Origin of the sequence: Synechocystis sp. FACHB-908, assembly GCF_014698595.1 — a bacterium.
In the GTDB taxonomy this organism is placed as follows: domain Bacteria; phylum Cyanobacteriota; class Cyanobacteriia; order Cyanobacteriales; family Microcystaceae; genus Synechocystis.
Genome location: NZ_JACJTH010000011.1, coordinates 174,354 through 195,243, shown reverse-complemented (window position 1 = coordinate 195,243; position 20,890 = coordinate 174,354). Strand labels below are relative to the sequence as shown.

Annotated in this window: 21 protein-coding genes; 10 read left to right on the top strand and 11 right to left on the bottom strand. The window is 47.2% G+C overall.

Features of this window, described 5'->3' with window-relative positions:
* Positions 1–55 precede the first annotated feature (55 nt).
* On the top strand, positions 56–418 hold the full coding sequence (locus H6G46_RS03980) for a hypothetical protein (RefSeq protein ID WP_223211286.1): 363 nt from the start codon (positions 56–58) through the stop codon (positions 416–418).
* Entirely contained in the window at positions 406–2,067 is a 1,662-nt protein-coding gene (locus tag H6G46_RS03975) for a phospholipase D-like domain-containing protein (RefSeq protein WP_010873643.1), read from the top strand. The genes H6G46_RS03980 and H6G46_RS03975 overlap by 13 nt, the downstream gene beginning before the upstream one ends.
* Positions 2,068–2,170: 103 nt before the next feature.
* Here the strand turns inward: H6G46_RS03975 and H6G46_RS03970 are convergent, their stop codons facing one another.
* Positions 2,171–3,430, bottom strand: a complete 1,260-nt coding sequence (locus H6G46_RS03970; RefSeq protein ID WP_010873644.1) for a DUF4912 domain-containing protein — start codon at positions 3,428–3,430, stop codon at positions 2,171–2,173.
* Between the two features lie 616 nt (positions 3,431–4,046).
* On the opposite strand from H6G46_RS03970, the gene egtC reads away from it, so the two are divergent.
* Positions 4,047–4,922 (top strand): ergothioneine biosynthesis protein EgtC, encoded by an 876-nt coding sequence (gene egtC, locus H6G46_RS03965; RefSeq protein WP_020862095.1) that lies wholly within the window; start codon positions 4,047–4,049, stop codon positions 4,920–4,922.
* On the opposite strand, the gene sigC is transcribed toward egtC, so the two are convergent.
* Positions 4,919–6,133 (bottom strand): RNA polymerase sigma factor SigC, encoded by a 1,215-nt coding sequence (sigC, locus tag H6G46_RS03960; RefSeq protein WP_010873646.1) that lies wholly within the window; start codon positions 6,131–6,133, stop codon positions 4,919–4,921. The genes egtC and sigC overlap by 4 nt on opposite strands.
* 306 nt (positions 6,134–6,439) lie before the next feature.
* Between sigC and H6G46_RS03955 the strand changes: the two genes are divergently transcribed.
* Complete coding sequence (locus tag H6G46_RS03955) at positions 6,440–7,345, top strand: CoB--CoM heterodisulfide reductase iron-sulfur subunit B family protein (RefSeq protein WP_010873647.1); 906 nt, start codon at positions 6,440–6,442, stop codon at positions 7,343–7,345.
* Positions 7,346–7,388: 43 nt separating this feature from the next.
* Here H6G46_RS03955 and H6G46_RS03950 read toward each other — a convergent pair whose 3' ends face one another.
* From H6G46_RS03950 to H6G46_RS03915, 8 genes are all read right to left on the bottom strand, one after another.
* The gene (locus tag H6G46_RS03950; RefSeq protein ID WP_010873648.1) at positions 7,389–7,682 is read right to left on the bottom strand and encodes a YggT family protein; all 294 of its coding nucleotides are present in this window, start codon (positions 7,680–7,682) and stop codon (positions 7,389–7,391) included.
* A gap of 198 nt (positions 7,683–7,880) precedes the next feature.
* On the bottom strand, positions 7,881–8,660 hold the full coding sequence (locus H6G46_RS03945) for a pentapeptide repeat-containing protein (RefSeq protein ID WP_010873649.1): 780 nt from the start codon (positions 8,658–8,660) through the stop codon (positions 7,881–7,883).
* 120 nt (positions 8,661–8,780) lie between these two features.
* On the bottom strand, positions 8,781–8,957 hold the full coding sequence (locus H6G46_RS03940) for an NAD(P)H dehydrogenase subunit NdhS (protein WP_010873650.1): 177 nt from the start codon (positions 8,955–8,957) through the stop codon (positions 8,781–8,783).
* A 207-nt stretch (positions 8,958–9,164) separates the two neighbouring features.
* Positions 9,165–11,150, bottom strand: a complete 1,986-nt coding sequence (locus tag H6G46_RS03935; protein ID WP_010873651.1) for an ABC transporter ATP-binding protein/permease — start codon at positions 11,148–11,150, stop codon at positions 9,165–9,167.
* A gap of 137 nt (positions 11,151–11,287) precedes the next feature.
* Positions 11,288–11,911 (bottom strand): hypothetical protein, encoded by a 624-nt coding sequence (locus tag H6G46_RS03930; RefSeq protein ID WP_010873652.1) that lies wholly within the window; start codon positions 11,909–11,911, stop codon positions 11,288–11,290.
* A gap of 159 nt (positions 11,912–12,070) precedes the next feature.
* On the bottom strand, positions 12,071–12,274 hold the full coding sequence (locus H6G46_RS03925) for a type II toxin-antitoxin system HicB family antitoxin (protein WP_010873653.1): 204 nt from the start codon (positions 12,272–12,274) through the stop codon (positions 12,071–12,073).
* Positions 12,275–12,276: 2 nt separating this feature from the next.
* Positions 12,277–12,492: a type II toxin-antitoxin system HicA family toxin gene (locus H6G46_RS03920; RefSeq protein ID WP_020862091.1), complete on the bottom strand. Its 216-nt coding sequence runs from the start codon at positions 12,490–12,492 to the stop codon at positions 12,277–12,279.
* Positions 12,493–12,507: 15 nt separating this feature from the next.
* Positions 12,508–14,013: an efflux RND transporter periplasmic adaptor subunit gene (locus H6G46_RS03915; protein WP_010873654.1), complete on the bottom strand. Its 1,506-nt coding sequence runs from the start codon at positions 14,011–14,013 to the stop codon at positions 12,508–12,510.
* Positions 14,014–14,269: 256 nt separating this feature from the next.
* Between H6G46_RS03915 and H6G46_RS03910 the strand changes: the two genes are divergently transcribed.
* Both H6G46_RS03910 and H6G46_RS03905 read left to right on the top strand, forming a co-directional pair.
* Positions 14,270–14,686 (top strand): 1,4-dihydroxy-2-naphthoyl-CoA hydrolase, encoded by a 417-nt coding sequence (locus tag H6G46_RS03910; protein ID WP_010873655.1) that lies wholly within the window; start codon positions 14,270–14,272, stop codon positions 14,684–14,686.
* Positions 14,687–14,780: 94 nt separating this feature from the next.
* The gene (locus tag H6G46_RS03905; protein ID WP_162098354.1) at positions 14,781–14,930 is read left to right on the top strand and encodes a hypothetical protein; all 150 of its coding nucleotides are present in this window, start codon (positions 14,781–14,783) and stop codon (positions 14,928–14,930) included.
* 102 nt (positions 14,931–15,032) lie between these two features.
* On the opposite strand, the gene gltX is transcribed toward H6G46_RS03905, so the two are convergent.
* The gene (gene gltX, locus H6G46_RS03900) at positions 15,033–16,484 is read right to left on the bottom strand and encodes a glutamate--tRNA ligase (protein ID WP_010873656.1); all 1,452 of its coding nucleotides are present in this window, start codon (positions 16,482–16,484) and stop codon (positions 15,033–15,035) included.
* 169 nt (positions 16,485–16,653) lie between these two features.
* Here gltX and H6G46_RS03895 point away from each other — a divergent pair, with 169 nt between their 5' ends.
* From H6G46_RS03895 to H6G46_RS03880, 4 genes are all read left to right on the top strand, one after another.
* The gene (locus H6G46_RS03895; protein WP_010873657.1) at positions 16,654–18,276 is read left to right on the top strand and encodes an AAA family ATPase; all 1,623 of its coding nucleotides are present in this window, start codon (positions 16,654–16,656) and stop codon (positions 18,274–18,276) included.
* 69 nt (positions 18,277–18,345) lie between these two features.
* Entirely contained in the window at positions 18,346–19,125 is a 780-nt protein-coding gene (locus H6G46_RS03890) for a peptidylprolyl isomerase (RefSeq protein ID WP_010873658.1), read from the top strand.
* A gap of 167 nt (positions 19,126–19,292) precedes the next feature.
* Positions 19,293–19,520, top strand: coding sequence for a ferredoxin-thioredoxin reductase variable chain (locus tag H6G46_RS03885; protein ID WP_010873659.1), 228 nt, complete (start codon positions 19,293–19,295; stop codon positions 19,518–19,520).
* 126 nt (positions 19,521–19,646) lie between these two features.
* Positions 19,647–20,693, top strand: coding sequence for a hypothetical protein (locus H6G46_RS03880; RefSeq protein WP_010873660.1), 1,047 nt, complete (start codon positions 19,647–19,649; stop codon positions 20,691–20,693).
* Positions 20,694–20,890 lie beyond the last annotated feature (197 nt).

Below are 20,890 nucleotides of genomic sequence, written 5' to 3'. Positions count from 1 at the left end.
AATTGCAAAACTCCTGGGCCAAGAGAATTAGAATATGACCAAAGTGCTAACACCAATGAAACCTATTTCCTTTCCCCTATGGTTGACTCTCTGCTTTGGTGCGGTTGCATGCACTGCAATTAAAGAACTGCCCCCGGTGCAGGCCGAGCCGATGGAAGCGAATTTGCCCACAGTTGCCACCATCACAGAGTTGGTCAATGGAGATTTAGCTTGTTATGTGGACTTGATGGACAGTCAAGGTAATCAGTATCAGGGGCTATACGCCGCCTTTGAAATTTGCGAACAGGTTGCCCTGATTGGCCAAAAGGTCAAACTCACCTATCAACCCTTATCCTTTAACGATTGCCAGAGTAGTGAGCCCTGCGGTAAAAGTAAGACCGAGTTGGCGATCGTCCAGATTGAACCATGGGAAAACTAAACAGAGGCTGGAAACCAAACCCCGTTGTCATTTTTGTTGCCCTGGCCCTACTAGTGGCGATCGCCGTCATTGGCATTGGCAAAGTTGATCCATTGGGGTTAGGACAATCCCTGGCCCGACCAGATCCTTTACCACAACAAGAGGAGATCCAGGTTTACTTTAACCTCAACAATGCCAAGGGAGCCGATTTCATTGACCCAGACCGCGACTTTAAACGTCAGGGGGACAATTTTGAGCAGATAATTCTGGAGCAAATTGACCAAGCCCAGTCCACCATTGACCTAGCAGTACAGGAATTACGCTTACCTCGCATTGCCCAGGCATTGGTCGAGAAACAAAAGACCGGGGTCCGGGTCAGATTGGTGCTGGAAAATACCTATAACCAAACCATCAAAGAAGCAGTAGAAACAGAAAAGGATCCCTTCCGTTACCGTGGTCCCCTAGCCTATTTAGATCAAAATCAAGACGGTCGCATTAGTCCCGCAGAAAGCGCAGAACGGGATGCCATTGAAATTCTCCGCACTCAGAAAATTCCCCTCATTGACGACACAGAAGATGGCAGTAAAGGCTCAGGCTTAATGCACCATAAATTTATGGTCCTGGATAATAAAACGGTCATTGTAACTTCTGCTAACTTTACCCCTAGCGACCAGCATGGCGACTATGATGACAATTTTACTCGAGGCAACGCCAATAACCTATTGGTGGTCCAATCCCCCGCTGTCGCCCATCTTTTCACAGAGGAATTTAATCTACTTTGGGGGGACGGGCCTGGAGCAGAAAAAGACAGTCTCTTTGGTATTAATAAGCCCAGCAGACCAGCTAAAGTGCTAAAAGTAGGAGAGACAACGGTAACAGTAAAGTTTTCCCCCGATCGCCGAGCAATCCCTTTTCCCAACACCAGTAATGGTTTAATTGCCCAATACCTCAATCAAGCCCAACAAAAAATTCAATTAGCATTGTTTGTTTTTAGTGAACAAGCATTATCTAATGTGATCAACCAAAGATTTCAAGCGGGCACGGAGGTTAAAGCTTTAATTGATCGGGGATTTGCCTTTCGTTACTACAGCGAAGGGCTGGATCTATTGGGAGTAACTTTGCTAGAAGACTGCCTAGAACAACCTGGTAATAGTCCCTGGGCTTTGCCAACTGAATTTGTCGGTACCCCGGCCCTACCAAGGGGAGATAAATTACACCATAAGTTTGCCCTGGTGGATGATGACACCGTGATCACCGGCTCCCACAATTGGTCCCCCGCCGCTAACCACAACAACGATGAAACGGTATTGGTTTTACAGAATGCCCAAATAGCAGCCCATTACCAACGGGAATTAGACCGACTTTATGCCGTCACAGAATATGGTTTACCTCCCACAGTACAAGCCCGCATCGATCGCCAGGAGCAGGAGTGCGCCAATCCCCGACCTAGCCCTAAGCCCCTGGCAAAAGCAACTCCCAATCGTTTGGTGAATTTGAACCGAGGGAGTCAAGAGGAACTGGAAAGTTTACCCGGCATTGGCCCCAGCACCGCCGAAAAAATCATCTCCACCAGGGAGCAAAAGGCTTTCACTTCCCTAGAAGACTTGGGCCGGGTCAAAGGCATTGGTCCCAGCAAAATCGAAGGTTTACGGGGCAAAGTTACCTGGTAAAAAAATCCCGACCAAGGAAACAGCAATAACTCACATCCTTTGGCCGGGAAATTTATGATTTATCTCGTTTAAACAATGGCAAATAAATTGGAAACGAGCCAATCTAGCTAAACCATTCCGGTACGGCTTCTTCCTTTGTATTGGTGTTACGGGAAGGAGTCTCTCGGGTAAACTTCATATGCACATTACGGGTTTGTTCCCCATCCACCGCTACAGCCACAATGGGATAGTCAATCAAGCCATCTTGGAAGGACATTTGGAAACGGAAAGTGCCATCTTCATTGAGTTTAATCGGACGGCCACCAATGGTCACCGTGGCATCGGGTTCTGTGGCACCGTAAACAATCAGTTCAGCATCGGCCACCAACCAGAACTGCCGGGGACGGACTGGAGCTTCCGAAGCCATAAATTCCCTGCTGGAAAGGCCATAACCCATGCCAATGCCGGACATATTCAATCCAGAAACATTGGGAGCAGCCCACAGACCCACCCCGGAGGGAAACACATAGGAACTCAAGGTTTGCTCATGGGTGATGGAACCGGGTACATGTTGCATAGAACCGTAGAGGGAACCGGCCATCCGCATTGCCTCCGCTCCCTGGGCCATGTCAAATACTTGGTCATACACAGCGGTGGAAACTCCCACGGGCCGTTTGCTGGGGGGAACCAATTGGTAAATGGTTTTACCTTGGAGGTCTTCGTCCCAATTGACGGTGACAAATACTTCCTCCACCCAGTCGGAGGGATAAACGGGGGGAATGCGAATGGGGGTGGAACGGGCCAGGGTGAGCCAGCGACCATCAAAGGTGCGGTAGCCAATATCTAGGGCATAATCCCGGTCACTAACGGGGATCGGTAAATACCATTCCCGGGCCAATTCATCACAGAGATATTCCTGAACACTGTGGGGGCTGGCGGTTTGCCAATCGAGGTCAGTTACATCGTAGAGCCGTAGGGCCAATTGCTGTCCCCCTTGACTGCGGAGAGCATCTTTATGTTCTTTGGGAATATCCCAATAGGCGTAGGCCCACTGGGGATCCCTGGGCATGAGGGTAATGCGGCTTTCACCATAACCACCGGGCAAATCCCCCAAAACTTCATCAACGGCGGTGAGGGGAGCGCCAACTTTATCATCTTGACCAAGTTCAAATTTAGAAGCTTCCACAGCTTGTTCCTCCTGGGGACGGTTAAGGGGTTTGACAGAAAATGGGGCAGGGGCAGGTTTGTTGAGGGCTTTTTCCACCTCTGCTAGTAGCTGGGATTTACGCATCCGACTGTACCGGGAAATATTACATTCACTGGCAACTCGGCGTAATTGTCGCAGCGTCATGTCTTTGAGGGAGGGTCGGTCTTCTTTAGCCATAACAATTACTCTGGGTTTATGGGACAGTCCATACTACGGGTTTCCACAATCAGCCCGTGGAAAGAGGATGGGTTTAGTTACTTCCAATGGTGGATACAGGGGGAGCAAAGGTGAATGTTGTTAAAGTTCCTGACCTTGAGCCAGGGCGATCGCCGGAGAGAGTCCTACGGGGATCACGAACTTCACCTTTTGTAACATGGAGCAGCGGCGGAACGTCAAGGGGATCAAAACCCCAAGATCACCGACTACTACAGAGTTTCAGGCATTTCACTGAATCCTATGTCATGAATCCTTGATTTATTTTGTGAAGTTTTATGTTTTTTGCTCCCATCAATTCCGGAGTGAAGCGGCAAAAGTCAAGTTTTCTTGATAATCAACCCAGGCGCTGTGACAATCTCTTAACTGTCATAGTGTCCATGGGGTAGGTGGGTGAGGAAGTTATTATCTAGAGGTGTGTGAGGAGTAAGTTGAAGCCCCCGGAGTCGAAACAAGGAAAGACGCCCAGGGGCTTTTTCTTGCCTTTTTTTTGCCCTGAAAGATTTTTCAAGCTGGTCTATGCTCCCCGTAAAAGTTCGGGATGGGCAGCCACTGTCCTTTGGTTTCCCCGTCGGTAGGGATGATTTCAGCGGGCCGCCAAGATTATCAAAAGTTTTTTATGTGTCGTCTTTTAGGGTATCTGGGTCAACCACTGCGACCAGAGCAACTAATTTATCGCCCGGAACATTCCCTGATTGTCCAGAGCTATCAACCCCAGGAAATGACAGCGGGGCTTTTGAATGCTGACGGTTTTGGCTTGGGTTGGTTTGACCAGGAAAGTTTGCCCAATCCCTATCTCTACAAAAATGTCCTGCCCATTTGGAGTGATATTAATCTGCCCCACTTGAGTCGGTATATCCAGTCTAGTTGTTTTGTCAGTTATGTCCGTAGCGCCACACCGCCGTTGGCAGTGGATTTGACTAATTGTCAGCCCTTTACTGAGGAAGGACTTTTATTTGTCCACAATGGCTTTATTAATAATTTTCGCACCACTCTCTACCGGCCTCTACGCAATTTATTGAGCGATGCCAGTTATCAGTTTATCCATGGCACCACCGACTCGGAACATATTTTTGCCCTAATTTTGGATAATCTCCGGCGGTTAAGGCAAACTTCTCCTGGTGATAGTGATTGGGCAAAGACGAGCTTAGGAAAAGCGTTGGAGGCAAGTTTACTGACGTTGGTGGAGTTGGCTCGACAACATGACACGTTTTTTTCCGCCAATATTCTGCTGGCCGATGGTCAGCGCATTGTGGCCTGTCGTTATGCCAGTCGTCAACCGGAACCTAGTCTATATTGGTTGGCTAATAGTGAGCGGTGTCCGGGGGGAGTGATTGTGGCTTCGGAACCCCTATTTGCCGACCAAAAATGGCAGGCCTGTCCCTCCCAAAGTATTTTGGTAATTAATAGTCCAGAGGCGATCGCCGTTAAAGTTTTAGCGAATTCAGTGGCCTAACCCAAATTTTCGTAATAGTCCCGGATGCGGTCCCGGCGGCGGGGATGGCGCAACTTTTGCAGAGCCTTAGCTTCAATCTGTCGTACCCTTTCCCTCGATAAATTCAAAATACGCCCAATTTCAGATAGGGAGTGGGCTACGCCGTCTTGAAAACCAAAGCGCAGGGCGATTACTTCCTGTTCCCTGGGGGTCAAATCTAGCAAAATTTCCTGCATGTCATTCTGGAGAGCCTCCCGCATCAATTCATCCTCCGGCGACTGGGTGTCGGTTTCCAGTAAATCCATTAGCTCCGTATCCTTATCCTGCCCCACCTTGAGTTCTAGGGAGACGGAACGGGGCACTTGGGTCAGCACTTCCCGCACCTGCTCCGGGGTCATGCCTAATTCTTCCGCCACTTCGTCAATTTTCGGAGTGTGGCCCTTTTCTTGGGAAATTTTCCGCTGGGCTCGTTTGATTTTATTTAACTTCTCGGTGATGTGCACCGGCAAACGAATCATACGACTCTGGGTGGCGATCGCCCTGGTGATGCCCTGACGAATCCACCAGTAGGAATAGGTGCTAAAGCGGTAACCCTTGGTGGGATCAAATTTTTCCACCGCCCGCTCCAACCCCAGGGTGCCCTCTTGGATCAGATCTAAAAGTTCCAAGCCCCGATTTTGGTATTTCTTGGCGACGGAAACCACTAGCCTTAAATTGGCTTTGATCATGTGGGCTTTGGCCGTAATGCCCTGCTTTTCAATATTCTCTAATTCTTCCACCGTCAACCCCGCCAACTCCGCCCATCGTTTTTTACCGCTTTTGAGGGTTTGCTTAAGGGTCGCTACGGTTTGCCCGAGGATTTTGGCCCAACGTTCATAGGAAGGACGATGACCCAACTGGACTAAAAGTTGATCGTGGACGGCGATCGCCGTTTGGTATTGGTCAATGGCAGCATCGGATTCTGCGGCCCGATTTTGGATTTCCACTAGGCGGAGATAGCTTTGCACCTGCTGGGCTATGTGCACCTCTTCATCTCGCTTCAACAGGGGAATGCGACCAATATCCTGGAGGTAAAGGCGCACTAAATCAGTACTAAATTGCTGACGATGGGCTACAGCGGTGTATTCCAAATCCTGGGAGTCTGCCGTTAAATCCTCTTCCTCCAGCGGCAACATAGCTTCCAAATCTCGTACATTAGTCAGTGGCGGCTCATCGTTGCTTGGTTTAGTCATGGAGGTCCGGGGGTGACTGGGACTCGATGTTAAGTCAAGGGTAACATTCTTTAATTGTCTATTTTTTTGTCGGCGCTGCCCCTACAAACTGTTCCGACTATAGTCGGGGTTTGCCTGGACAATATGGTTCTATAATCCCGGTCTCTCCATTGTAAACCTTTCAAAAAATCTATGGCCGATGGCAGGCTTTTCCATTGACGGAGAGCATTAAAGACGTTGACTAAACTTAGTGGGGAATGGCGTTTTTTGTTCCCCGACCAAAAGCCCACGATATACTGCCTAGAGAGAACACTTCCCGTCGCCGCCATGATTACTGCCCTTGAATATGCCTACTTTCCCGGTTGCGTTGCCCAGGGGGCCTGTGGGGAATTGCACCTGGCCACCACCGCTCTGAGCAAAGCTTTGGGCATTAAATTATTGGAGCTAAAAAAAGCTTCCTGTTGTGGCTCTGGCACCTTCAAAGAAGATTCCCAACTGTTAGAAGATAGCGTTAATGCCCGCAATATCGCCTTGGCAGAACAGTTAAATTTGCCCTTATTAACCCATTGCAGTACCTGTCAGGGCGTAATTGCCCATGTGGACGAACGGCTAAAAAAAGCCCAAAAAGATGACCCAGCCTATGTGGAACAAATCAACGGTTACCTAAAAAAAGAAAGCTGTGCTCCCTATCGAGGCTCCAGCCGGGTGACCCATTTACTCTGGGCTTTGGTACAGGATTTTGGGCTAGAAGCTTTGGCCCAGCGGGTCAGGCAAAGTCTAACTGGCCTCAACTGTGCTTCTTTTTATGGTTGTTACCTGCTCCGGGCCCAGGAAAATTTGCCGGAAGCTAACCCTTTTGATCCCCAATCTCTGGAAAAAGTCTTTACTACCCTAGGGGCTAACCCCATTTACTACGAAGGTCGTACCCAATGCTGTGGTTGGCCCATCTCCAGCTATGCTACGCCCCAATCTTTTCAACTGGCCGGCCGGCATTTACAAACGGCGATCGCCGCCGGGGCCGATTGTTTAGTTACCCCCTGTCCCCTATGCCATCTGCAACTGGATTCCCGTCAACCGGAAATTGGTCAGGTATTGGGGCAACCATTAAATTTACCGGTGTTACATCTGCCCCAATTGGTAGGTTTGGCCCTAGGCATTGATCCCAAGGAGCTGGGACTTGACCGCCATGTGGTTTCTACTACCCCAGTGTTAGCTAAGCTTGGTCTTACTTAACTTATCTAACAATTAGTTCAGGCAAATAAGGCTTAACTCGGGTTTACTGCAAGCGACTGGCCATGGTGATCAGCCCCTGCTGACCGATAAGAATTTCCCGTAAAAAGGTACAGATGAAGACCCAGAGGATAGGAGCTAGGTCAACGCCGCCGATGGGGGGCACTAGCTTACGCAGGGGAATTAATAATGGCTCGGTGGGTAGGGCAATGAGCTTCCATGGCCATTTAGTCAGCTCTACCTGGGGATACCAAGTGAGAATAATCCGAAAAATAAATAACACCGTCATCACTGCCAGCAGAATTCCTAAGCCCTGGCCGACGATCGCCGCATAATTCATATTTTTTCTGTGCCCCAACTAGGCTGAGATTTTGGCAAAAAGGTCTGCTTTGATTTTAGGCAAATTGGCGGTCAATCTTCAAATGAGGAACTAGGCCGGCAAGAATTAAGCGCTGATTATGCCCTGTGCATGGGTCACTATTTCTATGGTTTTTCCCTGGCTTCGTAGGCGATCGCCGCTAACCACAGTTTGATATTCCTAGAGTCCCACTAGGGGTAGTAAATATTTAAACGCCATGGAAGCCACCCCCCGCACAATGGCATCCAACTGGGGATTTCCTGCCCCCTGACGTCGGGCCTCCTGCATATTGGCCAAATCTTCTAAAAACTGCTCTGAAGTTTTAACCCCCACCTCATCCTGGTTTTCCTCAAACAATAACTGGGCATATTCCACATTTTGTTTAGCGGAAGCTTCATTGCCAATTTTCAGCAAGGTCAAACCCCGCCCTAAATATCCCGGCGCAAATTCCGGGTCCAGGGCCAAGGCTTGGTCATAGTGGTTGAGGGCAGATTGATAATTTCCCTTACTGGTTTCTAACAGGCCCCAGCCATAGAATAGTTGGGGAGTGCCGGCTGTATTCGGAACGGCTTTGGCCCCCTGCATATAGGCGGTTTCCAAATTGGTATTGATAAACGTCGCCCGGTCAAAATAGGCTTCCCGAAAATCGGTACCATCGGTGATCGCCCCGTTTAAATTTGCCCCCGACAGATTAGCCCCATTCAAGGAAGCGGAAGTTAAATTAGCACCGGAAAGATTCGCTCCCGTCAAATCTGCCCCCGACAGATTGGCCCCCGATAAGTCCGCCCCCGTCAAATCCGCCCGGGTGAGGTTAACCATCACCAAGCCTGCCCCCCGCAAATCACAGAGGGGACATTTTTTAGTGGATAGCAGTTGGGTCAAATCCTCAAAGTTGGCCCCGTGGGCAGCGCCAGCAAAGGTAGTTAGGCCCAGGGCCACAAGAAAGGGACGAATTTTCATGGGTTAACGCCAAGGGAACTGCACTTAAAATTGCTCTCCATTCTAGCCAAATATCTGGATAGTCCCCACCCCCATGGCCGCAACTCAGTTATGGAGGGGTCAAGCCATGGAGCAAAGTGCCTAGATGGGTTTGACTGCTTCCAGTTCCGAGAGCCGAAAAGTGACTAATTTGTCCCAGTTGCCATTTTCAAATAGGACTGCAGCCTTACCGTCACTAACCCGTTGAACTAAGCCTTCAAAGCGATAGTAAGTATCATCAACATTGGTGACTCGCACCGTTGCACCGGGAAAAATCATAATGGCTACCTGATTTTGGATTGGACAATTCTAGCAAAGGAGCAGGTTTTCTTTCGCCCCTAAACCTAGAGTTAACCATAGAAATATGTGGGGGGAAGTACTATGGGCTAATCTTTGGTTGGGGGCTGGGATGGGTCTTGGGATTTATTTATCTTTGACTCAACCCGGGTAGTTCAAATGGATCAGATGGAATGGCGTGAATATCGATTAATTGTTAATGGGGCTTATTTGCCACCGTCCCTCTGCCTGAACTTCCAAACATTGCCGGTGAAAATTTCGCAGGGTAGGTCGATGTCCCACGCTGATGAAGGTTGTACCCAAATCCGTCAGAGCATGGTAGAGTTCCGCCTCGTTATTCACATCCAGAGCGCTGGTGGCTTCGTCGAGGATGGCATAGCGGGGTTGGTTGATGAAAACTCGGGCTAGGGCAATACGTTGTTGTTCCCCCAGGGAAAGGACGCTGGACCAATTTTCCAGGCTATCCAAACCACCAAAACGCTCGGCTAAGTCCGGTAGATTAACCTTGTTTAAAGTTTCCAAGAGAAAATCGTCGTCCGCTATGGATTGGGCACTGGGGTAAATCAACTGTTCACGCAGGGTGCCCAAAATCATGTAGGGCCGTTGGGGTAAAAATAATAAGTCCGCCAGTTCAGGTCGTTCAATGGTGCCTTGACCGCTGTCCCATAAACCGGCGATCGCCCGGAGGAGAGAGCTTTTGCCACTCCCGCTTGGGCCCATGATCAACAGATGGTTACCGGGAGCCACGGCCAGGGATAAATCCCGTACCAAAATCCGTGAGGAATTGGGGGGAGAAAGGGTGACATTTTCCAGGGCAACGGTGGCACCAATACGGGTTGTGATAACGTTGTGGTCAAAACCAGTACTTTCCGGCCGTTCCAATTCATTGCTGGGGCCATTTAAAGATTCGTAAAATTCTCCTAAACGGTTAATGCTGGCGGCAAATTCAGTAATATTTTGAATCTGGTTGGTTACTAGAGATAGGGCAGAAAGGACCATGCCAAAGGCCAAACTAGCTTGGGCGATCGCCCCGAAGTCCAGGTCTCCTGCGAGGTAAAGGGGGGCGATAATAATATAGGGAATTAGCCTGGTGAAATAGTTATAGCCTAGCTGAAATAGGCTGATTAAAGCTTGCCAAATAATTAGTAAATTAAAGTTTCTAATCGCCCCTAGCAAACGATCCGTAACCTGTTTCCGCTCTAGCCCTTCTCCCCGGTAAAAAGCGATGGATTCGGCGTTATCTCTTACCCGCACCAAGCCGTAACGGAAATTAGCTTCCAACCGCAGTTGTTCATAGTTAATGCGGATTAGCCTAGTGCCAATGGCGATCGCCACCACTGTCCCGAAGACCGCATAACCAATCAACCCCCACATAAGGGTTTGGGAAATGGTGTAGAGGATGGCGGTAAAGGAAATTAAGGTGAGGATGGAGTCAAGGATATCCAATAAAAAATCCAGAGTAACCCCGGTAAAGGATTGGATATCCTGGGTTATCCTTTGGTCGGGATTATCAATTAAGGTATAGGCAGAATTGGAGTCGAGATGATAGTAGGAACGCCCTTTAAAGTAGCGGCCAAGAAAGTGTTCCGTCAGCCATTGCCGCCAGAGCACCCCTAACTTTTGTCGTAAATAGCGGTAGGCCACAATGATGGGAATAGCCACCACAATGACAATGCCATAAATCCAGAGAAATTGCCAAAATACTTCTGCATCTTTGCCGTTTAAAGCTGTATCAATGAAGCGAAAAACAAAGCTTAAAATAACGTTTAAGCCGTTGACAACAAATAGTAGAGATAATAATACGCCCAACAGCAACCACTGGAGCCACCGTTGTTGTAATTTTTGGCGCTGGCTGATGAAAACAGCCCCGGCCATGGCCAAGGCCACTAAACCGATCCAAGGAGCCGGGGAATTGATCAGACCTTGTACCCCATCTACCAAACCCTCACCAGATTTAGCAAAAAAGTCAGGGAAAATTGCTGTGGCCCAGAGGGTCAACCCCATGGATAAAAATAGGGTCAAGGCCACCACCACCACCATGAGGGCCAGGATGAGACCGAGAAAAACCCGAGTTTGCTTTTGCCCCACCGGATAAAAATAGGGCTGGGCAGTTTCAACAAAGCGGTGCCACAGTTGGCGATCAAACTGAAAACGCTTGGCTTGGGCTTGGGTCATAATTCTCAAAAGCCGGATTGAACATTAGTGTGTTGAGTAATGGAATCTACGGATGTCATTCAAACAGTCAAGGACTGTGAAAGTTACTCTACAAAATGAATAATTGAGTATTTTACTTATTATAATAAGTCATAATTTTAATCAGATTCTAACAAGCATTTTTGAAGCGCATCTAGTCGCTCATTTTCATCATTTATACGAAACCATTTTTGTGAATTTACTAAATATTGGATGGTCATTTCATCAATTTTTCTTGGCCCACTATTTTCTTCTTTTATAAGATTGGTGGCTTGAATCACGAGATTTTCAAAATTCAATATATTCATGTCATTTATTAATGATATTGCTTCAAACATAGACTTGAGTCCATGGGAAAGTTTACCAGAATAAATGCATATTTTTTCATCGGGAGGGGTAAAGTAAGTTATTCCAAAATTAGTTAAGACTTTAGCATCAGAAAACATTTGAAAGCAGGGAATGCCGTAGAGAATGAAGCAAGGCAATTTTGTTATCCTTGAGAGTTCAAATATTTGATTAATAGAGCGATCATTAGGCGGCTCACATTTAACTTCAACCCAGAAGTCAAGCTTCGGAAAATAAAAATCTGGGACATATAATTCCCGATTTGGCAGCTTAAATGTTTTTGGCTCGTATTCAAAAAAAGCTCCGATCATTCTAAATATTGATGCCCAGGCTGCTTCTGTTCTGCCTCTAAAATAAAAACCATTAAAATAGGTTACTTTGCCTTTATTTATATTCATAATTTAATACTTTTTTAGATTCGATTCTGATTTTGCCTGAGTTTATATTCAAAGAAAAGACTTAAAAACTGGAAAAAAGCAACCTTTTTACTAATAACGAATAAACTAACTTTAATAAGTCTAAGTTAATATCTTCTCCCCAATAATGAACATCAAGCACTAGGCCATAAATAAAAGTGGTTTAGGATTGGGCAAAGGTTGATCATCTTTTGTTAATAAACCTAATACCTGCTGGGCATTATCAAAAGCCTCTTCATAGGTTTCACCATGGGTAACAGGTTGCATCACTGTTTCAAACTCAGGTAAAAAGACAACAAAGCAATTGTCTTCATTTGACCATTGAATAACGATTGTATATTTCACCGTTAACTGTCCTCTTGATCAAGTTTTTGCAACATAGCAAGGCTATTCTTTACCTGTTTTTCAAGGTATGGTTTGGCATCACTGCCATCATTTCCACAAATAATGATAGCTTGCTCCAGTTTGGGATGCTTCCATTTACTATGACTTCCCTTCCCTGACTCAACGGTAAATCCTGCTTTGCTAAGTAGACTTTTTAGTTCTCTAATTTTCTTGGGCATTTACTACTGAATGGGTTACAGGGAAGACTCGAGCTTTTCAGGGGAACTGTTACTAGAAGGAGTGGCCGCACTGGCAGGCTCAATGGCTATGCCGTCCCGCAATTCCAAAATCCGGGACACCGCCACCCGCTCGCCGGCTTTGACTCCAGAAAGAACCTGGTAGGATTGCCCCTGGATACCCCCCAGCACCACTGGGGTTTGTCGAGCCACCAATTCAGTACTGCTCGTGCCATCTTTGCCTTCGCCCTGGGTGTTTTTAGGTTGGGCCACAAAAATGAACTGCTGGGCACCGATGGAAGTAACCGCTGTGGTGGGAATCAAAAAGCCCGGTTGGCGATCCCAAATAATTCTCACTCGGACGTACTGGTTATTCCGCAGGCTGCCATCATTTTTGAAAATAACCTTGGCCAAAATGGACTGATCGTTGCGGTTGGCGGTGGGGGAAATAAAGCTGATGCGTCCCACTTCCCCAGCTTGGCCATCACTGCGAACAACTTCCACGGGCAAACCAAGGCGCAGATCGTTATAGCGTTCCACTGGCACGTTAATGTCCAGTTCAAATTCGTTGTTGTTGGTAATGGTGGTAAAGCTTTGCCCCGTGCGGACAAAATCACCAATTTGCAACGGTAAGTTACCCACTACCCCACTGACGGGGGCTAAAACCCGGTTATAAATTAATTCCTGGGATGTGGCTCCCAATTGGCCTTGAGCTTGCTCGATCGCCCCTTTTTGGGCATTGATGGTGGCCCGGGAAGCACTGACCCTCTGCACGGCGGCTTGGTAATTATCCTTAGCCTGCTGTACGGCAGACCGGGAAGCAGACACACTGGACTGGTTAGCTTGAACGGTAGCTTTGGCCGCCTGGACTGTTTTTTGGGCCGCTTCGGTGTTGGCCCTGGCATCTTCCAATTCAGTGGTGCGATTGTCCAAATCCTGTTGGGGTTGCACCCCCGTTTCCACTAAAAATTGGGCTCGTTTGAAGTTAATTTGGGCCAAGTTAAGATTGGCCTGGGCCCGTTTTAGATCCGCTTCCCTAGTTTTCAGCACTTCCTGGGAATTGGCCAGATCGGCGATCGCCCGGGCGAGGTTGGCTTCTTGGGTAGTAACAAAAGACTGGGCCGCATCCCTTTCCGATTCGGAGGTGCGGAGATTGGCTTCGCTGACCTGAAAATTAGACCGCTGAATGTTGAGATTACCCACAGCGGCATTGACATTTTCCTGTTGCTGGGTCGGTTCCAACAGTAAAATTGGGTCGCCTTCATTCACCTGCTGACCCCATTGGGCGTAAATTCGCAAAATACGTCCATCAATTTTCGGGGCCAGCTCGACAAAGTTGGTAGCCACTAGGTTGCCGACAAACTCGTTGCTATCCACCACAGAGCTGGGTTCCAGGGTCTGTAACTGCACCGGAATTGCTCTGGGGGCATTGGCCCCTGGCTTGTCCCCTCCACAGGCGGTGTTGAGCAGGGCAAGGGCCACCATTGAGCCGATCACAGGGAATTGGGAGCGTTTTCTAACCATGGGAGTGTAAAAGCCGAAAAACGACGCAACGGAAATAGTTAATTGACTCAGGTGAACAAGATGGCCGAGAAAAGCCAGCAAGGAAGGTAATCTAAGGTTATTGTATCCACTAGTTCAGGGATTGATGGGCGCACAATTCTTAATATTTTTGACCATTGTTGCTGATTTCCAGGCTGATTGACTGTGGATTTTTGTGGCCAGTTCCAGAACAGGTGGAGTAGTTCAAGGGATAGTGGTCGGTTAACTGGGGGGGACTATGGGGACATTTACCTATGAAAGGCAAGTTTACCTGGCGGACACGGACGGAGCTGGGGTGGTTTATTTCAACCAATTTTTGCAAATGTGCCATGAAGCCTATGAAAGTTGGCTGTCATCAGAACATTTATCCCTACAAAATATCATTAGTGTCGGGGATTTTGCCTTGCCCTTAGTCCATGCCAGCATTGATTTTTTCGCCCCTGCCCACTGCGGCGATCGCCTGTTGGTGAACTTGACCATTACCCAGGCTAGTGCCCATCGTTTTTGCTGTGATTATGAGATTAGCCAAGCCGAGTCTGCCCAACTGCTGGCCCGGGCCCAAACCCACCATGTCTGCATTGCCCTACCGGAAAGGAAAAAAGCGCCCTTACCCCAACCCTGGCAAACGGCGATTTGTGATTTGGATCACCCGTGAGGGGTGATTGTCGTCATTGTCAAACTAAATCAAAACATTAAACTTAGACTGGTGAGATTTAGCCTGGCGATCGCCTGGGCTTTGGGTGATATCTGTGAAAATTTCTTCCCAACCGTTGCGACCCTCCCCCTACAAGGCCTACCGAGACCCTGATACGGGACAATGGCGCATCGCTAAACAAAATCGGGAGGAGCAGAATAATAATTCCCCCAATGCCACGGATCAAGACCAGGACAATGGCTGAAAGACCGGAGAGACGGTTAAGGTTTTTGACCCAAGTTTTTCTCAGTTCCCCCCTTCTCCTATGGAAAAGCACGGGGTTTTTACGACATTCGATAACCCAATATTATTCAGCGGCGATCGCCTGGGTGAGACGGGTTGTAGCCCAGCCTTTCTGCTGTAGTAACAACCAGGATTGCAGTAGATCTGGCCCCTGCACAGTGCCCATCAGCCCAGCCCGGAGGGATTTCATCACCACGCCTTTTTTCAGACCCAATTCCTTGGTCAAACGATTAATTTCCCCTTTGGCTTCATCCAAAGTTAACTCGGGTGTGTTTTGACTAAAGGTTAACGCCGCTTCTAACACCGCTTTAGCTCCCTCCACAGCCAATTGCTTTTGTCCATCTTCCTTGAGTTCCAGGCGATCGCCAAAGAGTAATTGACTTTCTGTGGCCGCATCGGTGAGCCTAGTCAAACTGGGGCCGATTAGAGTGGCCAAACCTACCAACCAGGCTTGATCCCTATCCGGATCAACTTGATGGCCCCCGGCTTCCAAGTGGGGAATCAATAGGGGCACTAATTCCGCCGCTGGTAAAGCGTGGAGATATTGACTATTGATCCAATCCAATTTTTGCCAATCGAACTTAGCCCCAGCTTTGTTAACCCGCTCCAAACTAAATTGCTCTGCCGCCTCCGCCAAAGTAAAAATTTCCTGGGTCGAATCCGGGGGAGTCCAGCCCAGCAAGCACATATAGTTGGCGATCGCCTGGGGCAGAAAACCCATGGCCCGGAAATCATCGATGGAAGTTACCCCGTCTCGCTTAGATAATTTTTTGCCCTCCTGGTTCAAAATTAACGGCGTATGGGCAAAGGTGGGCACCGCACCTCCCAAAGCTTCGTAGAGCAAAATTTGCTTAGCGGTATTGGCAATGTGGTCTTCCCCCCGGATCACATGGGTAATGGCCATGTCAATGTCGTCCACCACCACTGCCAGGTTATACAATGGCTGGCCAAAGGCTTCTTCAGGATTTTCCGATGCCCGGGCAATGACCATATCACCACCCAAATCACTGCCCTGCCACACCACCTGGCCCCGGATTTGATCCTGCCAAACAATCTGGCGATCGTCGTCAATGCGAAAACGGATTACTGGTTGACGACCTTCAGCCCGCAAAGCCTGCTCCTGGTCTGGAGTCAAATTGCGGTGGCGATTATCGTAACGGGGAGCTTGGTTCTTAGCCTTTTGGGCTTCCCGCATTTGTTCCAATTCTTCACTAGTGCAGTAGCAACGGTAAGCCAACCCCTGGTCCAGCAACTGTTGAATTGCTTTGCGGTAATGATCCAGCCGTTGGGTTTGGAAAAAAGGCCCTTCGTCCCAATTCAAGCCCAACCATTGCAAACCGGACTGAATATTTTCCGTATATTCCGCCTTGGAGCGTTCCAAATCCGTATCCTCCACCCGCAGAATGAAAGTGCCTCCGGTGTGACGAGCAAACAACCAATTAAAAACGGCGGTGCGGGCAGTCCCAATATGGAGATTACCAGTGGGGCTAGGGGCAATGCGGACACGGACAGTCACAGGTTTTCCTCGTTGCAATGGTTAACAATTTTCCGGGCGGTTATCCATCCTAACCCAAAGCTTTGCCTCCATTAATACCTCAAGACATTTACCATTACCCGATCGCCTCCGGTGGTGGGGTTACGATGGGAGAAAGGAATTGCCTCGTCACCACCCATGAATAAGCTTCATGAATAACCTTACTGATCAGCTTGACACGTCTGTTCAAGATCCCTTCCTGAGTTTGTTGCAGACTCTACAAAAGGCTGATTTTTATCCCCATCCTGTCCAAGAACCGATTCAATGTTTGCAAACCCATTGTTCCGTGGTGTTTTTAACGGGAAAGTATGCCTACAAGCTAAAAAAGCCAGTTAATTTAGGTTTTTTGGACTACTCCACGGCGGAAAAGCGTCAGCATTTTTTACAAGAAGAATTACGTTTAAATTCCCTCGTCGCACCGGACATTTACCTGGAAGTGTTAACAGTTCAGTTAAAAGATAACCAATGGCAATGGCAGAAAGAAGAAGATTCTACCGATAATTCCCAGCCCAAGGATTATCTTTTAAAAATGGCTCAATTTCCCCAGGATTGCTTGCTTTTATCCATGTTTGAGCAGGGCAAGTTATCCAGCCAAGACATCGTTGACTTAGCAAAGAAGGTGGCGGAGTTTCACCGAGGAACAACAACGAACGAAGAAATTAAGAGCTTTGGCGATCCAGATGTAATTTGGCAATCGGTGTCGGATAACTTTTTGGCCACAGAAAAATATCTAGGCATTGCCCAAAGCCCCGAGCAATATCAAGCAATTCGCCAATTTAGTGAAAAATTTTACCAAACCCAAGGTTATATTTTTCGAGAAAGACAGGCCATGGACAAAATCCGTGAATGCCACGGAGATTTACACCTGAGGAATTTGTGTTACTGGCGCAAAAAAATTCAATTATTTGACCGCATTGAGTTTAACAAGCCCTTTCGTTTTGTGGACGTAATGTATGACATTGCCTTTACGATGATGGACCTCCAGGCCAAAGACAGAACTGATTGGGCTTATTTATTTTTAAATACTTATTTGGAACAAACAGGGGATTGGCATGGTTTACAAGTGTTACCCTTTTATCTTTGTCGCCAGGCCTATGTGCGGGCTAAAGTAACTTCTTTTCTACTAGATGATGTCAATTTAACTAAAATAGAAAAGGATCAGGCTTTAGTAACAGCTAAAGATTATTACCGGTTAGCTTGGCAATATAGCCAACAGGGGCAACAACAAAAGAAAGAAATAGTTTTAATGGCCGGGCTATCAGGGTCGGGAAAAAGTACCGTTGCCAAACAAATTGCTCAACTTTTACCAGCTATTCATATTCGTTCCGATGCAGTGCGCAAACATTTAGGCGGAGTACCTTTAAATAAACGGGGGAAAGCTAATTTATATAGTCAAGCTATGACGGAAAAAGTCTACCATTCATTACAGGATTTAGCCTCTCTGGCGGTCAAATCCGGTTTTAATGTCATTCTCGATGCCAAATTTGACCGGGAGCAATGGCGATCGCCTATGGTTGAATTAGCATTACGGGAGCAGCTTTCTGTAACCATCATCCATTGCGATGCCCCCATAGAAGTTTTAACAAAACGCTTGCAGTCTCGCCGGGGTGATGTTTCCGATGCCAATGAGACATTGTTGCTCCTCCAAACCCTGGATTGGGAAGATTTCACCGAGTCCGAAGACCCCTTGGTGTTTTACCTCGATACCTCTGTTGTGGAAGAAGACCATTTACCCGAGGAACTTTTACGGATATTTCTCCCTTCCTCTGATTGATGTTTAGGTCAGCTTGGGCTAGGGTTATGGAGCAATCAAGCTATATTGTGCGTTAGGAGTTGGCTAATTATGTCGGTGGTGTTGACGGTCGGCGATCGCCAAGTGAGAGAAGACGAGTTGTATCCCCTGATGGTGGAATATCAACTATTGCCCCATTTAGCCAGGGAAATTCTCCTCGACCAGGCCATCGCCCATATCCAACTGACCCCGGAAGAGCAACAGCAGAATTTGGCGCTTTTTTATCAACAGACTCAGATTACTAACGAAGAACAAAGACAGGCTTGGTTAAAGCAATCTGGCATGACCCTGGAACAGTTGGAAACGTCCATTCTCCGCACCGCTCGCCTGGAAAAATTTAAACACCAAACCTGGGATGACCAACTGGAGGGCCATTTCCTCAATAGCAAAGATAAATTAGACCAGGTTATCTACTCCCTGATCCGCAGTCGAGATTCCGGCATTGTTCAAGAACTATATTTTAGGATTCAGGAAGGAGAGGGAGATTTTAGTGCCCTAGCTCGGCAATATTCCGAGGGGCCAGAAGCCCAAAATGGTGGTTTGATTGGCCCTGTTGAACTAAATGTACCCCATCCCCAAATAGTCCAACTGCTAAAAAGCACCCCCGCCGGGAAACTCTGCCTGCCGATCGCCGTTGGGGAGTGGTGGATTTTGCTCCGACTGGAAAAATATATTTCTAGTCAACTGGATGACAATATACGGCAACGACTGCGCAATGATCTGTTTCAAACCTGGTTAAGCCAACAAATCCAAACCAAAATTCAGTTTGCCCTTCCATCCATCCCCAAAGCATCCCAGGTAGATCCTGATTTGGTCACAGCCCAGGAGTGAACTGTCCTTATTAATCATTGTCCTAGAAAGTCCCCTACCAAGGTAATGCTTGCTTAGCGGTGGCTAACCTATGCAAAAATGGAAACTCTATGTCCACGGCGCCATTTTTTGGTTTCCTGGCCCCTAGACCTTGTCAATAAACTAAGCCAACCCTAGAGAAAAGCCCTATGAATGTCGGCGATCGTGTTCGAGTCACCTCCTCCGTTGTGGTTTACCACCATCCAGAACATAAAAAAACAGCCTTTGATTTACAAGGTATGGAAGGGGAAGTGGCCGCCGTATTGACCGAATGGCAGGGCAGGCCCATCAGCGCTAATTTGCCGGTTTTAGTCAAGTTTGAACAGCGTTTTAAGGCCCATTTCCGTCCGGATGAAGTTACCCTGATTGAAGATTAGTCGTCCTATCTTCAATGTAGCGCCGTTGCTTTCTCGATTACCTGCTTAATCAAGTTGACTAAAATATTGATTGAGCTAGATTTAACTCCTTTCAGTAACACTGGAAATTTCTCCCAAGCTTCGCCCATGGCTAGATCAAACAAGGACGATAATCCATCCCCAGAATCAGGTCGAGAACAGCCCTGGTGGAATCGTCCCGTGTTGGGGAAAGGGGGTCTAATTGAAGGTATTATCCACAGCAAACAAGAGGTACCGGAAGAAGCTTTAATTGAGCGGAAAAAACACGCCAATGACCTCTATATTTTTGCTAAAACCGCCGAGGCGATCGACAGTCCCCAATTTTTAGATCAAGAATTCATCACCTATATCAAAATCCAATATATGTTGGACAATGATCTGGGGGAATATGCGGGACTTAAACAAAGTTACCGATACTTGGAGCTAGCCATTGACGTCAAAGATTTGCTTCTGTTTATTAACCAAACCGAACTGAGATATCGGGGCTATAAACAACAGGAATTTTATGACCAAGTACCTGAAATTCTCAAGGAATCAGAGGACGCTGAAACCTTTAAACAAAGACTAGAACGCACCGTCGTTGAAGCCATTGCCCAAACAAAAACAGCGGAGGGTAAAGAAGCTCTCGACCATTATGCTGACAATCTCAAGCAAATCTCGGACAATCCCCTGGGGCTAAATTTATTGAGGAGATTTCACTCCTTTGAGCAGTCAGATTATTCTGTTTTAGCTAGTATTTCTGACTTGATTCGCAATATTGAAATTCGCAACGTTAATGATCTGGCTATCCTGACTCATTTGGTCAATAAAAACATTAATCTTTTTGATAAAATTAGCCAAATTGTTCAGATACCACCAGAAAAAAATAATAGTCGTTCCTTCGCTTTAATAGTGCAATTTATTGCTCTGAACCATCAACATCGCAACACAGTTCTAAAGTTTGAAGAGTTAATCAAAGTATTGCGCCAATGGTTGAGGTACTATAGTTTGATTTTTAATATTCAACAATCCTATCCTGAAACGGATTATAAACAACCACCAGAGTTCACAGAACCAATCCCTGGGGAGAAAGTTTATCGTAAATATTTAAATGCTCTAACGGATAAGAATCAGCAGATTTACTATTATGACCTGGGGCAAAATGCGCCCCTATAGAGTTTGAGAAATTTTATCTTCTTTGTTCGTAATCAACGAATAAATTTTGAAGGTTTCTAGGTGACTTTCCCAAACCATCTATCCAGCGGGCTACAACTATTTTTTTTCCATTGCGAGTGATTAGAAAGCTGGTTAGCCTCACCCTAGGCGGACAATTCTCGATAAATTAAACGATGAGCTTGGGTTAATTAGCTATT

What these genes read in the sequence shown, in the direction of transcription:
- H6G46_RS03980 (WP_223211286.1), top strand. Translation starts at nt 56, where the DNA reads ATGAAACCTATTTCCTTTCCCCTATGGTTGACTCTCTGCTTTGGTGCG.
- H6G46_RS03975 (WP_010873643.1), top strand. Translation starts at nt 406, where the DNA reads ATGGGAAAACTAAACAGAGGCTGGAAACCAAACCCCGTTGTCATTTTT.
- H6G46_RS03970 (WP_010873644.1), bottom strand. Translation starts at nt 3,430, where the DNA reads ATGGCTAAAGAAGACCGACCCTCCCTCAAAGACATGACGCTGCGACAA.
- egtC (WP_020862095.1), top strand. Translation starts at nt 4,047, where the DNA reads ATGATTTCAGCGGGCCGCCAAGATTATCAAAAGTTTTTTATGTGTCGT.
- sigC (WP_010873646.1), bottom strand. Translation starts at nt 6,133, where the DNA reads ATGACTAAACCAAGCAACGATGAGCCGCCACTGACTAATGTACGAGAT.
- H6G46_RS03955 (WP_010873647.1), top strand. Translation starts at nt 6,440, where the DNA reads ATGATTACTGCCCTTGAATATGCCTACTTTCCCGGTTGCGTTGCCCAG.
- H6G46_RS03950 (WP_010873648.1), bottom strand. Translation starts at nt 7,682, where the DNA reads ATGAATTATGCGGCGATCGTCGGCCAGGGCTTAGGAATTCTGCTGGCA.
- H6G46_RS03945 (WP_010873649.1), bottom strand. Translation starts at nt 8,660, where the DNA reads ATGAAAATTCGTCCCTTTCTTGTGGCCCTGGGCCTAACTACCTTTGCT.
- H6G46_RS03940 (WP_010873650.1), bottom strand. Translation starts at nt 8,957, where the DNA reads ATGATTTTTCCCGGTGCAACGGTGCGAGTCACCAATGTTGATGATACT.
- H6G46_RS03935 (WP_010873651.1), bottom strand. Translation starts at nt 11,150, where the DNA reads ATGACCCAAGCCCAAGCCAAGCGTTTTCAGTTTGATCGCCAACTGTGG.
- H6G46_RS03930 (WP_010873652.1), bottom strand. Translation starts at nt 11,911, where the DNA reads ATGAATATAAATAAAGGCAAAGTAACCTATTTTAATGGTTTTTATTTT.
- H6G46_RS03920 (WP_020862091.1), bottom strand. Translation starts at nt 12,492, where the DNA reads ATGCCCAAGAAAATTAGAGAACTAAAAAGTCTACTTAGCAAAGCAGGA.
- H6G46_RS03915 (WP_010873654.1), bottom strand. Translation starts at nt 14,013, where the DNA reads ATGGTTAGAAAACGCTCCCAATTCCCTGTGATCGGCTCAATGGTGGCC.
- H6G46_RS03910 (WP_010873655.1), top strand. Translation starts at nt 14,270, where the DNA reads ATGGGGACATTTACCTATGAAAGGCAAGTTTACCTGGCGGACACGGAC.
- H6G46_RS03895 (WP_010873657.1), top strand. Translation starts at nt 16,654, where the DNA reads ATGAATAACCTTACTGATCAGCTTGACACGTCTGTTCAAGATCCCTTC.
- H6G46_RS03890 (WP_010873658.1), top strand. Translation starts at nt 18,346, where the DNA reads ATGTCGGTGGTGTTGACGGTCGGCGATCGCCAAGTGAGAGAAGACGAG.
- H6G46_RS03885 (WP_010873659.1), top strand. Translation starts at nt 19,293, where the DNA reads ATGAATGTCGGCGATCGTGTTCGAGTCACCTCCTCCGTTGTGGTTTAC.
- H6G46_RS03880 (WP_010873660.1), top strand. Translation starts at nt 19,647, where the DNA reads ATGGCTAGATCAAACAAGGACGATAATCCATCCCCAGAATCAGGTCGA.